The organism is Paraburkholderia sp. GAS348, assembly GCF_050434205.1.
Taxonomy (GTDB): domain Bacteria; phylum Pseudomonadota; class Gammaproteobacteria; order Burkholderiales; family Burkholderiaceae; genus Paraburkholderia.
Genome location: NZ_JBNPVT010000015.1, coordinates 49,655 through 63,705, shown reverse-complemented (window position 1 = coordinate 63,705; position 14,051 = coordinate 49,655). Strand labels below are relative to the sequence as shown.

Here is a 14,051-nt window from a genome sequence, read left to right as displayed (position 1 = left end):
GCTTACTCTGGTCCCATGCAATTAATTGCTCAGGCCTTGCGCGTGACTTCGCCGTCGCGGGCCAGCAGCGTGGCCGCGACGATGTCGTCCGCGAGATCGATGTTCAGGGCGCCTTCCTTGGTGATGATCAGCTTCAGGAAGTCGAGCAGGTTGCGTGCGTATAAGGACGACGCGTCGGCGGGCACCATCGACGCCAGGTTCGTGTAACCCACGATCTGCACGCCGTGTTTTGTAACGACCTGGTCCGCTACGGTGAGCGGGCAGTTGCCGCCGCGCTGGCCTTCATACTCCGCGCCACGGCCTGCGGCGAGGTCCACCAGCACGGAGCCGGGTTTCATCGCCTGCACGGTTTCGACCGAGATCAGCGTCGGCGCGGCCCGGCCTGGAATCAGAGCGGTGGAAATCACTACGTCGGCCTGCTTCGCCCGTTCGTGGACCAGCGCCGACTGGCGCGCAAGCCACGATGGCGGCATTGGCCGCGCGTAGCCGCCGACGCCCTGCGCGGCTTCGCGCTCCTCGTCGGTTTCGTACGGGACGTCGAGAAACTTGGCGCCGAGCGATTCGATCTGCTCCTTGACCGCCGGACGCACGTCGGAGGCTTCGATCACGGCGCCCAGGCGCTTGGCAGTTGCGATCGCCTGCAAACCGGCCACGCCCGCGCCGAGAATCAGCACGCGGGCCGCTTTCACGGTGCCGGCAGCCGTCATCAGCATCGGCATGAAGCGCGGATAGAGCGTGGCCGCCAGCAGCACCGCCTTGTACCCGGCGATGTTCGCCTGCGACGACAGCACGTCGAGGCTCTGCGCGCGGGTGGTGCGCGGCGCGGCTTCGAGCGCGAACGCCGTCACACCCGCAGCCGCGAGCTTTGATGAGTTTTCGGTATTGAAAGGGTCAAGCATGCCGACCAGCGTCGCGCCGCGCTTCAGAAGCGGCAACTCGGCATCGGTCGGCGACTGGACCTTCAGGACCAGATCCGCGCCAAACGCGGTGGCCGCATCAACGACCTCCGCGCCAGCGGCTGTAAAGGCCTCGTCAGGAAAGCTTGCGCCGGTACCGGCGCCGCTCTGGATCGTGACCCGGTGGCCCTGGGTCACATACTTCCTGACCGTTTCGGGCGTCGCGGCGACGCGGGTTTCGTGCGCGCGCGTCTCGGCTGGCACTCCGATGTGCATCTTTTCTCCTCCTCGACTTCCTGTTTTACGACAGAGCTGCCGACGAGGCACGCCGGCATTCCGGTGCAACGGCTAACGGCGTCACTTTAACCGAAACTTGGTGCGGCGCAAAAATCGGGGACAATCCGGAGTCTTCGCCGCCGCCCGCTTCCCGGCAGCCCGGGCCCATAAACGGTAAAATGCGCACCCATGAAACCGGAAACCTGGCTGCCGCACGTCACCGTTGCGGCCATCGTCGAGCGTGACGGGCGTTTTCTCGTGGTCGAGGAACATACCGCCGACGGCCTGCGCCTGAATCAGCCCGCCGGCCATCTGGAAGCAGGCGAAACGCTCCTGGAAGCGGTCGTCCGCGAAACGATCGAGGAAACCGCCCATCCGTTCAAGCCCGCGGCGCTGGTCGGCATGTATATGACGCATTTCGAGCGGCCCGGCAGTGAGGGGGTGACGTATCTGCGCTTCACCTATTGCGGCACGAGCGGCGCAGCGGATGCAGCGCGCGCGCTCGATCCCGACATCGTCCGCACGCTATGGATGAGCGCCGACGAATTGCGCGCCTGCCCCGAACGGCATCGCACGCCGCTTGTCATGCAATGTCTCGACGATTACCTCGCAGGACGGCGTTTCCCGCTCGACTTCGTGCACACGCATTCGGTCGCGCGCAAGCAGGTATAAGCAGACGTAAGCAGGCATCGCCAGGCCGAACCGGTCATAAACGGGCCTGATCCGTCACGAGCGGCCAGGCTGGCGACCGGGCAACACGGTCAACCTACGATCAATGAAGTCACGCAGTACCCAGTGAGCATCTTATGAGCAAGCAGAAAGTCGTTGTAGGCATGTCGGGCGGCGTCGATTCGTCGGTTACCGCGTGGCTGCTGAAGGAACAGGGCTACGACGTGGTCGGCCTGTTCATGAAAAACTGGGAAGACGACGACGACAGCGAGTACTGCTCGACACGGCAGGACTGGATCGACGTTGTTTCGGTGGCGGATCTGATCGGCATCGACGTCGAAGCGGTCAACTTCGCCGCCGAATACAAAGACCGCGTGTTCGCCGAATTCCTGCGCGAATACTCGGCCGGCCGCACGCCGAATCCAGACGTGCTGTGCAACGCCGAGATCAAGTTCAAGGCCTTCCTCGATCACGCGATGTCGCTCGGCGCGGAAACCATCGCGACCGGCCACTATGCGCGCGTGCGCGAGAACAACGGCCGCTTCGAGTTGCTGAAGGCCTTCGATCATACGAAGGACCAGTCGTACTTCCTGCATCGGCTGAATCAGGCGCAGTTGTCGAAGACGCTGTTTCCGCTCGGCGAGATTCCGAAAACCAAAGTCCGCGAGATCGCCGAACAGATCGCGCTGCCGAATGCGAAGAAGAAAGATTCGACCGGCATCTGCTTCATCGGCGAACGGCCGTTCCGCGACTTCCTGAACCGCTATCTGCCGACCAAACCCGGCCCCATGAAAACCACCGACGGTAACGTGGTCGGTGAACACATCGGCCTCGCGTTCTACACCTTCGGGCAGCGCAAGGGTATCGGCCTCGGCGGCAGCAAGGAAGGCAGCGGCGAGCCGTGGTTCGTCGCCGGTAAGGATATTGCGTCGAACACGCTGTATGTCGCGCAAGGCCACGACCATTCGTGGCTGCTGAGCCATACGTTGAGCGCAGGCAATACGAGCTGGGTCGCGGGCGAAGCGCCGGCCGACGGTTTCGCGTGCGGCGCGAAAACCCGTTACCGGCAAGCGGATGCGCCGTGCTCCTTTAGTGCGGCGGCCAGCGTAGCAGGTCGCGACGAAGGCCTTTTCGAACTGAATTTCGACGCCGCCCAATGGGCTGTCACACCAGGGCAATCTGCAGTGCTCTACGATGGCGACGTGTGTCTCGGCGGCGGCATCATCGAACATGCGGTGACCGGGCAGCCAACGGCGCGCCAGCCGCAACAGGCAGCGTTGCTAAGCGCCCGTTGAGCCAAGGGATTGATCGTGCGGCTACGCCTTGGCCCCGCTGCACGCGCTTCACCTTCATGTCTCATCTCCAAGCTTCATACTTCACGCTTCACCCATGCGTTTCATCTTCGAGCGCAGCTAGCTTCACCCTAACAAGCAGTGGTTCGTTTCCCTTCGCGGCGAATTCCGTCTGCGCCGACAGCGTCGACGATCCCTCCGCGACGATACTCACTGCACTGGAGTCCCCATGCTTTCCCGACGTTATCTGGCGATGTGGTGCGCAGTCATTCTGCTCGCAGCCTGTGCTCTGCTTGCCGCGACGCATCACCTTTCGTGGTTCTGGATCATCGTGCCGGTGGCGCTCGTCGCGCTCGGCCTGTTCGACCTCACGCAGCAGCGTCACGCGATTCTGCGTAACTATCCGCTGTGGGGCCACTTCCGTTTCCTGTTCGAATTCATCCGCCCCGAAATCCGCCAGTATTTCGTCGAGGACGATACCGACGAGAAACCTTTCTCGCGTGCGCAACGCAGCATCGTCTATCAGCGTGCGAAGAACGACGTGGATAGCCGCCCGTACGGCACCGAGCTCGACGTCAAAGCCGTCGCGCACGAATGGATCAGCCACTCGCTCGCGCCGACCAAGGTCGATAGCCACGACTTCCGTATCGTCGTCGGACCCGACCGTGCGCAGCCTTATTCGATGTCGATCTTCAACGTCTCCGCGATGAGCTTCGGCTCGTTGTCGGCGAACGCGATCATGGCGCTGAATCTCGGCGCGAAGAAAGGCAACTTCGCGCACGACACGGGCGAAGGCTCGATGTCAAAATATCACCGCGAGCATGGCGGCGATATCATCTGGGAAATCGCCTCTGGCTACTTCGGCTGCCGTAACGACGACGGCACCTTCAGCGCGGAGAAGTTCGCCAGGCAGGCCGCCGAACCGCAGGTGAAGATGATCGAGGTGAAGCTCTCGCAAGGCGCGAAGCCCGGTCACGGCGGCGTGCTGCCGGCCGCGAAGATCACGCCTGAGATTGCTGAAACGCGCGGCGTGCCGATGGGCCGCGATTGCATCTCGCCCGCCACCCATTCCGAATTTTCTTCGCCACGCGGCCTGCTCGAATTCGTCGACCGGTTGCGCACGCTGTCCGGCGGCAAGCCGACCGGATTCAAGCTGTGCATCGGGCATCCGTGGGAATTCTTCGGCATTGCGAAGGCGATGCTGGAGACGGGGATTCTGCCGGACTTCATCGTGGTCGACGGTGCGGAGGGCGGCACGGGCGCAGCGCCGCTGGAGTTCACCGATCACGTCGGCGTGCCGTTGCAGGAAGGGTTGCTGCTGGTGCACAACACGCTGGTCGGCATCGGCTTGCGTCAGCGCATCCGCATCGGCGCGAGCGGCAAGATGATTACCGCATTCGATATCACGAAGACGCTGGCGATCGGCGCGGATTGGGTCAACGCGGCGCGCGGCTTCATGTTCGCGGTCGGTTGCATTCAGGCGCAGACCTGCCACACCGGCCGCTGCCCGACCGGCGTCGCGACGCAGGACCCGGTGCGTCAACGTGCGCTGGTCGTGCCGGACAAGGCCGAGCGCGTGTTCAACTTCCATCACAGCACGCTGCATGCTCTGAAGGAAATCATTCAGGCCGCGGGGCTCAAGCATCCGGCGGAACTGCGCGCGCATCACATCGTGCGGCGCGTGTCGTCGCATGAAGTGCGGTTGATGTCCGATCTGTTGAAGTATCTCGATCCGAACGATCTGCTGAACGGCAACTATCGCTACACGTTGTACGAGAAATATTGGCCTATGGCGCAAAGCGATTCGTTTGCGCCGAAAGTTGAACTGGCCGCGACGTAAGCCGGTTGTGACGGCGATTGGCTCGTGGGCCGATCGCCGCCTAAGTCTTAAATTTTCACGACGAGTTCTTGCAGAAAAATAAGAATCCTTAAGAGCTCGTCTTATATACAAGGACGGCGGCGGACCGTACATTTGCGTGATCTTTTTCCCGCTCAATGTCCATGGTTACGCCCCCTCCTGCTCCGCTGCCGCTCGGCGAGCACACACAACTCGTCCAGACCCGTCATGGCTGGATGCTCGCCAATCCAAACGACTTCTATCTCGGCCGCGCGCTCATCGAATACGGTGAATGCAGCGAACTCGAATCCGCTGTGTTGCGACAGTTGCTGGTGCAGCCGGGCATCGTCGTGGAAGTGGGCGCGAATATCGGCGTGCATACGATCATGCTGGCGCGTGAGGCGCAGGCGCGTCGGCAGGTGCTCGTCGCGTTCGAGCCTCAGCCGGTGATCTTTCAGAACCTCTGTGCGAATCTCGCGGCCAATGGTGTGCGCAATGTGCTGGCCTGGCCGTATGCGTGCGGGGCGAGTGCGGGGACACTGTATTTTGCGCGGCCGGACTATGACGCGCCGGGCAATTTCGGCGGAGTATCGATGCAGACCGAGGCTGCGGCGAATACGCTCCCCGTCCCGTGCGTGCGGCTTGACGATGTGCTCCGCTCTCATACCGTGGGGCTGCTGAAGCTCGACGTGGAAGGGTTCGAGTTGAACGCGCTGCTAGGGGCTGAGGAAACGGTTGCCCGCTCGCGGCCTGTGATTTATGTGGAGAACGACCGGCTCGATCAGTCGCAGGCGTTGATTGAGTGGTTGTGGTCGAAGGAGTATCGGATGTGGTGGCACTTGCCGCCTTTGTTCAACCCGAGGAATTTCTTTGGGCGCGCTGAGAATATCTACGGCCGCGTGGTGTCGTGCAATATGCTCGCTATACCGCGGGGGTTGGAGATGGAGATTGATGGGTTTGTCGAGGTGACGGATTCGGCGGCGCATGCGTTGCTGAGTTTGAGCAGTTAGCGGACTTCACACGTGGAAACCGAACTACTCTGCACACTCGATAACGCGATTTTCTTCGACACAATCATCGCGCTCGGCAAGCTCTTCAAGCATTACGAACCAGCGCCCGATCACTACCTGCCGATGTTGCTGCCCAGTGCATCCAGTTCGACCGTTTCTCCCGCATCGATCTTCGAATCGTTGGTCGTGTCCTTGTCCACGACAACGCAAACCGAATGCCCGCCTTCGTTGTAGATAGTCACGTTTATGGCCTGCTCCTCATTTAGCTACCTGTTCGCTGGGCGTTGACCGAACGCACGCTTGATCCATGCTCTCTCGGATTGCTCGGATTGCGAGTCACACGATAGTCATGCGTTTGACTCCTACGAAGTGACCAGCGCAATCAGATTTTTCGGAATTGTCGGATTTCAAAACATTTCAATCTCCTTAAAAGTGCTTATGCCTCTGTCGGCATAACTAACAACTAAAGGAGCGCAATGAAAGATCGGAATTTACCAACCGGCTCGGCGGGGATGCTGTACCGCCTGCTGGCCGCATTCATGCTGCTACTGGTGGCGTTCGGCGCAAGAGCTGACTATACGTCTGACTGCACCAGCCGATACGAAAAGTCCGGTGCTATACAAGGCACCAAATCGTGTGCGCTTACCGTGGCAAGCAACTCGCCTGGAGGTCAAGGCGGCTACTCGTGTCTTAACGACATAGATCTCATCAAGCAATGGTGCGCGGGGACGACTGACCCACAGCCTGAGCAATCTTGTCCGGTTGCCGATCCGGTCTATCCGGGCAGCGGTGCCGTTACGCTGACTCACAGTGATTTCGCCAGCGGTGACGATATACCGCTGGTTTTCACGCGAACCTATCGTTCAACGCCGCTCGCGAAGAATGTCAATGCGATGGGGCCGGTCTGGTTTCATAGCTGGCAGCGCCAGCTAGACCTGACGAATGCTAATAGCGGGAATTCTTCAAAGATTCTTGCGTACCGGGCGAACGGCGAGCCGATCACGTTCAACTGGTCGAACGGGTCCTGGCACACGGCGACATATAGCGGGCTGGCGCTCTCGCAAAGCGGAACGAACTGGACCCTTTCAGACCCGACTACCGGCATCACCGAATCGTATTCGCTGCAAGGCGTTCTGTTGTCCGAGAGGACCCGAACCGGCTTCACCCGAACGCTGACCTATGACGGCACCGGACTGCTGAGCGCGATCACCCAGCATGCGGACGGCACGAGTGCGGGCGCCGATCTAACGCTGCGGTTTGACTACGACGATAAGCACCGTCTCTCACGCCTGAACGATCCGCTGGGCGGCATGACGCAATATGCGTATGACGCGAACAGTAACCTTGTCTCCGTGATCTGGCCTGACGGCAACATGCGCCGGTATGTCTATGACGATACACGGTTCAGGAACGCGATAACCGGTGAGATCGATGAAACCGGCACCCGCATCGCCACCTGGACTTATGACGCACAAGGCCGCGCCACTGCGGTAAGTCACCCGGATACCGCGCGCAATGTGCAGTTCAGCTACGGCAGCGGCAAAACCACCGTCACGGACAGCCAGCGTACTACGACCCTGAGCTTTTCCTCCGTTGGGGGGATGCTGCGGCCTACCGGATCCAGTTCGTCATCCGCGACAACCAGTTCGACGTATGACGCCTCGGGCAATCTTCTAAAAGATGTGACCGCAAGTGGTGGCACGGCTGAATACAGCTACGACGCTACTGGCCGGCCGGTGCGAAAAACGACACACACCGCTGCCGGCATCGCCGTGATCTCAGTGAAATACGCCGATGGGGGCAGCCTGCATCCTTCGACCATCGCGATGCCAGGCAAGGTGCAGGCATTCGTGTATGACGCGAACGGCAACGTCACGGGATTCGGCGAGTTCGCCACGAGCGATCCGACGGGTGAAAGCGCGTTCGATGCCAAAGCGTCCGGGCAGCAAAGGACATTAGGCGTCGCCTACGACTCGTCAAATCGTGTGGTGGCGGCTCTTGAGTATTTCAATGGAAGTAAGACCGCTGACTGGCTGTACTTCTATGACGAGACGGGAAATCTGCGCGTTGCCATCAATAGAGTATCGGGGTGGACGCTGGGCACAATAGGCAGGGACGCAGCGCACCGCGCTACCTATCTCGCTGGAGACAATCGAGAAGCACTCGTCACCTACAACGCGCGAGGGTGGGTAACGCAGTTCACTTATCACGAGTATCCCACTGCGCTGAACGGGAGTCTCTATCGGATCCTGACGGTCAAATATAGTTACTCCGCCGATGGGCAAATCGTGTCTCGTACAGGCACTGTCGCAAAGAACAACGGTGGCTCGACGTACATTGGTGCCGCGACGCCCATAAGCAGCGACGAAATCGACCTGTGGCTCGACAACTACGAACGTGGTGCGAACCCCGTGGGACCGCCCGCAAATTTGCTGGGATCGGTTCGGTCTCTGCTGAGGGCGGACTGGCAAACGGATAGAGCGACCACGCCTGTGTGTGTTGAATGCTGGCTTTTGCATCGCTCGCCGCTGGGTCTTGCATGGTCGATGTCGTCCGACAACGCGGATACACTTTGGTTTATCCCCGGTTTCGGGATACTCAAGGGCATCAATAAGGTTGCGTCGAGCCTATGTAAATCGTCGGGAACAGACAGCAGCGCTGTCATCAACTTTCAGACTCGCCACTATGAGTCCCGTCTCAAAGCAGAAGGATTGAACCCCGCAGCCGTAGAAAGCAACGTCGCACAGGAAGTACAAGCAATGATTCCGAATCTGGAGAAAGGGTCGAACGCCTGGGGGCGAATGACGATTGACGGCGTCGTTGTGGAGTTCAGGTTATATGTAAAGTCGAACGGCGAGGTAAACGTCGGAACAATATTTCCTGTAAAGGGGAAGCCTTGACATGTTGCGAAACTTGACCGAGAACGAACGCGCCTTCATTGCCGAAGTTGCACGCAATCTTGGGCCCAACGAAGGGACGCAATTGCAGTCCGATCTTGCCATTGCTCAAGCGCAACCAACCTTGCCGGATGAGTCGATCATACGTTTCCACCTCAAAGACTATTGCCATCCTACGAGTGGAGGGCAGGAACTGTATCCCTTCGAGGGGGTAATGTCTGACCTGGATGGCACGAACCTAGACGTGCTGTTATTCACAGATGCCGCCAGCAGGCTCTATGAAATGGAGTTCGTCAGATGGGAAGGCGGAGATTTACAGGGACCGGATTGGACCACCCTACGAATAGTTCCTAAGCCCCCTCCGTTCAAAAAGCCTTAAAGCGTTGCTCAAAAAAGGCGCGAGTAGTTCGCGTCCTTTTTTGTTGCCGCGGCGTGGTGGGCACTAGTGCTGATTTCTTCCCGACGCACCAGACGACGAAAGGCCACTCGAAGCGGCCCTGTGTCGTCGAAAGCACCGTCCAGTCCTCCTCCGACCCCGCAAAACGGACACCCCCCTCCCTTTCCGTTAAAATCTACGGTTTAGCACTTCGCTCCACGGCCAGCTCGCGCGCTCCGGCGTTTGCGGCGCGGCCCTATGCCCGAAAGGCACTTCATGCTCACGTTTCAGCAAATCATCCTGACACTGCAGTCCTACTGGGATAAGCAGGGTTGCGCGTTGCTCCAGCCGATCGACATGGAAGTCGGCGCGGGCACGTCCCACGTCCATACGTTCCTGCGCGCGATCGGTCCGGAACCGTGGCGAGCAGCCTATGTGCAGCCGTCGCGCCGTCCCAAAGACGGCCGGTACGGCGAGAACCCGAACCGCCTGCAGCATTACTACCAGTACCAGGTCGTGCTGAAGCCGGCGCCGGAAAACATCCTCGACCTGTACCTCGGCTCGCTCGAAGCCCTCGGCTTCGACCTGAAGCAGAACGACGTGCGCTTCGTCGAAGACGATTGGGAAAATCCCACGCTCGGCGCCTGGGGCCTTGGCTGGGAAGTGTGGCTGAACGGCATGGAAGTCACCCAGTTCACCTACTTCCAGCAAGTCGGCGGTCTGGATTGCAAGCCGGTGCTGGGCGAAATCACCTACGGTCTGGAACGTCTCGCGATGTATCTGCAGAAGGTCGAGAACGTCTACGACCTGGTCTGGACCGAGTGGGAAGAGCAAGGCCCGAACGGCCCGGAACTTCGCCGCCTGACGTACGGCGACGTGTACCACCAGAACGAAGTCGAACAGTCGACCTACAACTTCGAATACGCAAACGTCGAGTTGCTGTTCTCGATCTTCAACAGCTACGAAGCGGAAGCGAAGCGCATGATCGAAGCACAGATCGCGCTGCCTGCTTATGAGCTCGTGCTGAAAGCCGGCCATACCTTCAACCTGCTCGACGCGCGCGGCGCGATTTCCGTGACGGAACGCGCAGCGTATATCGGCCGCATCCGCGCGCTGTCAAAGTTGGTCGCCCAGGCTTACTACGACTCGCGCGAAAAGCTCGGTTTCCCGATGCTCGGCAATCCCGTGCACGGCGTGCCCGGCCTCACGACCGACGAGCAAGATGCCGCCATGCCCGCGTGGGCGCCGCCGCTGAAAGTCGAACGCAAGATCGACCAGGACTGACGAGAACATCAAGAAATGACTCAACCCCATCAAGCTACCCTGCTCGTCGAACTACTGACCGAAGAACTGCCGCCCAAAGCGCTCGCGCGTCTGGGCGACGCCTTCGCCGAAGGCATTGCGCAGCGCCTCGCGGCGCGCGACCTGGTCGAAGGCGAACTGTCGTTCGAACGTTACGCCACGCCGCGCCGCCTCGCCGTCACGATCAAGAACGTGCGTTCGGTCGCGCCGGAAAAACACGTGCGCGAAAAAGTGCTGCCGGTTTCAGTCGCGCTCGATAAAGACGGCCAGCCTACCGCGCCGCTCGCGAAGAAACTGGCCGCGCTCGGCTTTCCCGATTTTTCGGTGAACGACCTGGAGCGCGCGCAGGACGGCAAGGCCGAAGCCTTCTTCCTGCGCTACGCCGCGCCGGGCGCCACGCTCGTCGAAGGCCTGCAAAGCGCGCTCGATGAAACGCTCGCCAAGTTGCCAATTCCGAAGGTGATGACGTATCAGCGCCCGGACGGCACCAATGTGCAGTTCGTGCGTCCCGTGCATCGTCTGACCACCTTGCACGGCGAACAGGTCGTGCCGGTCACGGCACTGGGCGTTGACGCCGACGACACCACGCTCGGCCATCGCTTCCTGTCTGAAGGCTTCGTACAGATCCAGCACGCGGATTCGTATGCCGATACGCTGATGCACAAGGGCCGCGTAGTCGCGAGTTTCGCCGACCGCAAAGAAACCATCCGTACGCACCTGCTCGCGCAAGCCGACGGCGACCAGGTCGTGATGCCGGAAGCGCTGCTGGATGAAGTGAATTCGCTGGTCGAATGGCCGGTGGTCTACGCCTGCCGTTTCGAGGACGAATTCCTGCAAGTGCCGCAGGAATGCCTGATCCTGACGATGCAGACGAACCAGAAATACTTCGCGTTGACGGATGCGAACGGCAAGCTGCGCTCGCGCTTCCTGATCGTGTCGAACATCGAAACGAAGACGCCTGGCGATATCGTCGAAGGCAACGAACGCGTGGTGCGTCCGCGTCTGGCCGATGCAAAGTTCTTCTTCGAGCAGGACAAGAAGAAGCCGCTCGCCGACCGCGTGCCGCTGCTCGCGAACGTCGTGTATCACAACAAGCTCGGTTCGGCGCTGCAACGCGTCGAGCGCGTCGAAGCGCTGGCGGGTGCAATTGCCTCGCTGATCGGCGCAGATGTCGCGCTCGCGAAGCGTGCTGCACGTCTGGCCAAGGCCGACCTGATCACCGACATGGTCGGCGAATTCCCCGAGCTGCAGGGCACGATGGGCACGTACTACGCGCGCCACGACGGCGAGCCGGAAGAAGTCGCGCTGGCATGCTCGGAACACTATCAGCCGAGGTTCTCCGGCGATGCGTTGCCGGCCACGGCAACCGGCACCGTCGTCGCGCTCGCCGACAAGCTCGAAACGCTGGTCGGCATCTGGGGCATCGGCCTGCAACCGACCGGCGAGAAAGACCCGTTCGCGCTGCGCCGTCATGCGCTCGGCGTGCTGCGGATTTTGGTCGAGAAGCAATTGCCGGTCGACCTGGTCGAACTGCTGCGCACCGCTTACGCGCAATTCGCCGCAGTGCCGGGTGTGGCTGATTCGACGCAAGCGATCTACGAATTCGGCATGGACCGTCTGCGCGGTCTGCTGCGCGAGCGTGGTTACGCGCCGGCCGAAATCGACGCGGTGCTGGCACTGAACCCGACGCGCCTCGACGACATCGTCGCGCGTCTGGATGCAGTGCGCGAATTCGCGGCGCTGCCGGAAGCGGCATCGCTCGCGGCAGCCAACAAGCGGATTTCGAACATCCTGAAGAAATCGGAAGGTTCGGCGACCGGCGGTGTGCAGATTGCACTGCTGACCGAAGCGCCCGAAAAAACCTTGCATGCGCAACTCGAACAAGTTGCACCTCGCGTGCAATCGCAACTCGCCGCACGCGACTACACGGGCGCACTAACCGCGCTCGCTGCGTTGCGCGAACCGGTCGACGCGTTCTTCACCGACGTGATGGTCAACGCCGAAGATCTGGCGTTGCGCGCCAATCGTCTGGCCTTGCTCGGCGCGCTGCATCAGCAGATGAATTGCGTCGCCGACATTTCCCGACTCGCCGCCTGAGCCCCGCGCCATGCCGACCAAAAAGGTGGTGATCCTCGACCGCGACGGCGTGATCAACGTCGATTCCGATGCGTTCATCAAGTCGCCGGACGAATGGGTTGCCCTGCCCGGTTCGCTCGAAGCGATCGCACGGCTAAATCAGGCGGGTTATCGCGTTGCGATCGCGACGAACCAGTCGGGCATCGGCCGCGGTCTCTTCGATATGAACGCGCTCAATGCGATGCATCTGAAAATGCATCGCATGGCGGCGGCGGTCGGCGGGCGCATCGACGCCGTGTTCTTCTGCCCGCATACGGCGCAAGATCAGTGCGAATGCCGCAAGCCGAAGCCCGGCATGCTGAAGATGATCGCCGAACGTTTCGAAGTCGATCCGCACCATACGCCGGTGGTCGGCGACGCGATGCGCGACCTGCAAGCGGGCGCCTCGCTCGGCCATCCGACGCATCTGGTGCTGACCGGCAAGGGCCGCAAGACGCTCGCAGCCGGCGGCCTGCCCGAGGGCACCCGTGTGCACGACGACCTGCGCGCGTTCGCACTCGACTTCCTTTCCGACGCTCACGAGTGACGCGCACCACGCGCGTCCCCCACCCTCACTGACCACGCCGATGCGCTTCATTCGTTCTTTGCTGCTGCTGATCTATTTCGTGCTCTTCACGGTGCCGTACGCAACCGCGTGTTTCATCGCGTTTCCGTTCATGCGCGCCGACAATCGCTACTGGATGGCAGCCGGCTGGTGCCGCGCCACGCTTCACACGGTGCGCTGGCTAAACGGCATCCGCTACAAGATCGAGGGCTATGAGAACCTGCCTAACGGTCCGGCCGTGCTGCTGTCGAAGCATCAATCGGCCTGGGAAACGCTGGCGTTTCCGGCGCTGATGCCGCGGCCGCTGTGCTACGTGTTCAAGCGCGAGCTGCTGTTCGTGCCGTTCTTCGGCTGGGCATTGGGCATGTTGAAGATGGTTCACATCGACCGCAAGGAAGGCAAGTACGCGTTCGAATCCGTCATCAAGCAAGGCAAGCAGCGCATGGCGGAGGGCGCCTGGGTCATCATGTTTCCGGAAGGCACGCGCACGCCGACCGGCAAGCAAGGCAAGTACAAAACCGGCGGCGCGCGTTTTGCGATTGCCACCGGCGCGCCGGTCGTACCGATCGCGCACAACGCCGGACGTGTGTGGCCGCGCAACTCGTTTCTCAAATATGCGGGTATAGTCACAGTGTCGATCGGCAGGCCGATCGACACGACGGGGCTCACGCCCGATGAAGTGAACACGCGCGTCGAAAAGTGGATCGAAGCTGAAATGCGTCGCATCGATCCTACCGCGTACCGCGCGGCGGAAAGCACCTCCGCCGCCGCACCAATCTGACGCGCCCGCGCCCTCGAAGGCGCATTTGCGCGAAG

12 protein-coding genes are annotated in these 14,051 nt (G+C 61.0%); 10 read left to right on the top strand and 2 right to left on the bottom strand.

The window, feature by feature from the left end; genetic code table 11:
• Positions 1–29 precede the first annotated feature (29 nt).
• Positions 30–1,172: a Re/Si-specific NAD(P)(+) transhydrogenase subunit alpha gene (locus P3T22_RS22925; RefSeq protein ID WP_063494791.1), complete on the bottom strand. Its 1,143-nt coding sequence runs from the start codon at positions 1,170–1,172 to the stop codon at positions 30–32.
• Between the two features lie 189 nt (positions 1,173–1,361).
• Between P3T22_RS22925 and P3T22_RS22920 the strand changes: the two genes are divergently transcribed.
• The 4 genes from P3T22_RS22920 (at position 1,362) to P3T22_RS22905 (ending at position 5,980) form a co-directional block, all read left to right on the top strand.
• Positions 1,362–1,844, top strand: coding sequence for an NUDIX hydrolase (locus tag P3T22_RS22920; protein WP_429326219.1), 483 nt, complete (start codon positions 1,362–1,364; stop codon positions 1,842–1,844).
• 134 nt (positions 1,845–1,978) lie between these two features.
• Entirely contained in the window at positions 1,979–3,136 is a 1,158-nt protein-coding gene (gene mnmA, locus P3T22_RS22915) for a tRNA 2-thiouridine(34) synthase MnmA (protein ID WP_063494789.1), read from the top strand.
• A gap of 226 nt (positions 3,137–3,362) precedes the next feature.
• Positions 3,363–4,973 carry an FMN-binding glutamate synthase family protein gene (locus tag P3T22_RS22910; protein ID WP_429326218.1) on the top strand — a complete coding sequence of 537 codons (1,611 nt, stop codon included), beginning with the start codon at positions 3,363–3,365 and terminating at the stop codon, positions 4,971–4,973.
• Between the two features lie 161 nt (positions 4,974–5,134).
• Positions 5,135–5,980: an FkbM family methyltransferase gene (locus P3T22_RS22905; protein ID WP_429326217.1), complete on the top strand. Its 846-nt coding sequence runs from the start codon at positions 5,135–5,137 to the stop codon at positions 5,978–5,980.
• Positions 5,981–6,093: 113 nt separating this feature from the next.
• On the opposite strand, the gene P3T22_RS22900 is transcribed toward P3T22_RS22905, so the two are convergent.
• Entirely contained in the window at positions 6,094–6,222 is a 129-nt protein-coding gene (locus P3T22_RS22900) for a hypothetical protein (protein ID WP_429326216.1), read from the bottom strand.
• A 234-nt stretch (positions 6,223–6,456) separates the two neighbouring features.
• On the opposite strand from P3T22_RS22900, the gene P3T22_RS22895 reads away from it, so the two are divergent.
• The 6 genes from P3T22_RS22895 to P3T22_RS22870 all read left to right on the top strand — a co-directional run bounded on the left by P3T22_RS22895 (position 6,457) and on the right by P3T22_RS22870 (position 14,016).
• Entirely contained in the window at positions 6,457–8,880 is a 2,424-nt protein-coding gene (locus P3T22_RS22895; protein ID WP_429326215.1) for a DUF6531 domain-containing protein, read from the top strand.
• Between the two features lies 1 nt (position 8,881).
• Positions 8,882–9,256, top strand: a complete 375-nt coding sequence (locus P3T22_RS22890) for a hypothetical protein (RefSeq protein ID WP_429326214.1) — start codon at positions 8,882–8,884, stop codon at positions 9,254–9,256.
• 273 nt (positions 9,257–9,529) lie between these two features.
• Positions 9,530–10,537, top strand: a complete 1,008-nt coding sequence (glyQ, locus tag P3T22_RS22885) for a glycine--tRNA ligase subunit alpha (protein ID WP_082854914.1) — start codon at positions 9,530–9,532, stop codon at positions 10,535–10,537.
• Between the two features lie 15 nt (positions 10,538–10,552).
• Positions 10,553–12,652 carry a glycine--tRNA ligase subunit beta gene (gene glyS, locus P3T22_RS22880; RefSeq protein WP_429326213.1) on the top strand — a complete coding sequence of 700 codons (2,100 nt, stop codon included), beginning with the start codon at positions 10,553–10,555 and terminating at the stop codon, positions 12,650–12,652.
• Between the two features lie 10 nt (positions 12,653–12,662).
• Positions 12,663–13,217 (top strand): D-glycero-beta-D-manno-heptose 1,7-bisphosphate 7-phosphatase, encoded by a 555-nt coding sequence (gmhB, locus tag P3T22_RS22875; RefSeq protein WP_063494776.1) that lies wholly within the window; start codon positions 12,663–12,665, stop codon positions 13,215–13,217.
• 40 nt (positions 13,218–13,257) lie between these two features.
• Entirely contained in the window at positions 13,258–14,016 is a 759-nt protein-coding gene (locus P3T22_RS22870; protein ID WP_063494775.1) for a lysophospholipid acyltransferase family protein, read from the top strand.
• Positions 14,017–14,051: the final 35 nt, after the last annotated feature.